Origin of the sequence: Moorena sp. SIO4A1, assembly GCF_010672065.1 — a bacterium.
GTDB lineage: Bacteria > Cyanobacteriota > Cyanobacteriia > Cyanobacteriales > Coleofasciculaceae > Moorena.
The window spans coordinates 1-1,871 of record NZ_JAAHHX010000447.1; the positions used below are offsets into that span (position 1 = coordinate 1).

Annotated in this window: 2 protein-coding genes; both read left to right on the forward strand. The window is 43.8% G+C overall.

The features are described from left to right. A partial coding sequence (locus F6K53_RS39295; RefSeq protein WP_366511421.1) for an amidohydrolase family protein occupies positions 1 to 1,227 on the forward strand: 1,227 nt, incomplete at its 5' end. Positions 1,228 to 1,325: 98 nt separating this feature from the next. Then, positions 1,326 to 1,775 carry a hypothetical protein gene (locus F6K53_RS39300; protein ID WP_075905524.1) on the forward strand — a complete coding sequence of 150 codons (450 nt, stop codon included), beginning with the start codon at positions 1,326 to 1,328 and terminating at the stop codon, positions 1,773 to 1,775. Positions 1,776 to 1,871 lie beyond the last annotated feature (96 nt).

The following is a 1,871-nucleotide window of genomic DNA, read 5'->3' on the forward strand; positions in this document are numbered from 1 at the left end:
CATTCTCCATTCTCCATTCTCCATTCTCCATTCTCCATTCTCCATTCTCCATTCTTACAGACAACCTTCAATAGAAGAACAATGCTGAAAGACTATCAAATTATTGATGCCGATGGCCATGTGAATGAACCGATAGATATGTGGGAGAAGTACCTGGAACCTGCATTTAAAAGTTATGCACCCTATCGAGATCAACCCTCCCAAAAGGATGGGGTTGTGAAAATTGATATCTTTTCCCCTCCAACTAAGTATATGAGAGTGGAAGGTGAGACAATTTATAATAAGATATCCGACGCTGTCTGGGCTGAAGGAATTAAGGTAGCAATCCGGAACAAGGCTACCTATAATAAAAACCTAGGCTCTGGCCCAGAATCTCAGGTCAAGGCCATGAAGCAGATGGGTGTGGATATTTCCTTTCTGTATCCAACTACAGGATTGTGGATGTTGGCGATCGATACTATGGATCCGCCACTGGCAGCAGCACTCACCCGTGCCTACAACAATTGGTTACGAGACTTTTGCAGCTATGACCCGCAACTATTGAAAGGAGTAGGAGCGATTAGTCTACACGACCCCAGCAACATGGTGTCGGAATTACATCGGATCGCAGAGTTTGGCTGGAAAGCTGTCTTTGTCCGGCCAAATCCGGTTAAAGGACGACTGCTCAGTGACCCGGCCTATGAGGCATTTTGGACGGAGTGTGAGAGGCTGGGCATAGCAGTTGGCATTCATGAGGGTAGCCATGCTCGATTACCGACCACTGGATCAGATCGATTTAATACCCGTTTTGCCATGCATGCTTGCTCTCATCCCATGGAACAGATGATGGCAATGTTGGCACTGATCGAAGGGGGAGTATTAGAGCGTCACCCCAATCTCAGAGTAGCGTTTCTTGAGTCCGGTTGCGGTTGGCTTCCCTACTGGCTGTGGCGGCTAGATGAAGAGTACGATCAACTGGCCTGGGAGGTGAAAGACCATGTAAAGATGAAGCCTTCAGAGTATTTCCGTCGCCAGTGCTTCATTGCCATTGAGCCAGATGAGCCTTATCTAGCTGATATTATCAAGTACATCGGTTCTGATAACTTGATCTTTGGTTCTGACTACCCTCACATAGACCACAATCCCAAGATTATTGAAGAAATGGTAGGACTTCAGGACAAGCTATCTCAGAAGATAGTGCAAAAGATCCTGTGGGATAATCCTATGCGTTTTTATGGTTTGGGGTGAAGAGTTATTAGTCATTTTAAACTTGTTAGATTAAAGCTTATCATAAAAATGGCGATACCCGCTTTATTGATCAGCTTATACGGCATAAACAATCAAAAATGACAACCTTACAAGCCCGTAAACTCTCCCTGAAGGATGTTCACCATTTGCTAGGGATTAAACCCCTGTACAACGGCTTATTTGCACCACTACTTACCCTTGAACCCCTTACTGAAACTGAACAAGAGGAACTTGTTAACATTCAGGATGAATTTAGGAACTATTGGCTCGAAGGTAAGGTTTCCGAAGGACAAGTACGCCTGGTATCAGTTGCGCCCTTGTTACGTTTAGCAGGTTTTCATCGCCCTCCCATTAAGCTCAATGTTGAGGAAGAAATTGCCCGAATCTACATCGAAGATGAGGATACTTACATCACTGGGCGCTTCGATATTGTTGCTGTCAACAGACAAGGGCAACAAGCTATCCCGTTGTGGATTTTGGTAGTGGAGAGCAAAAATAGTGACGTTGACGTATCAACAAGACATCTCCATAATACCTTAAAATTCTAAAAATAGAGTATAATGGAAGGAATTAGTCATAGATAATCTGGAAAAATGAGCAATTCTACTTGGGAATATATTCAAAAACACCCTAAACAAACAAAA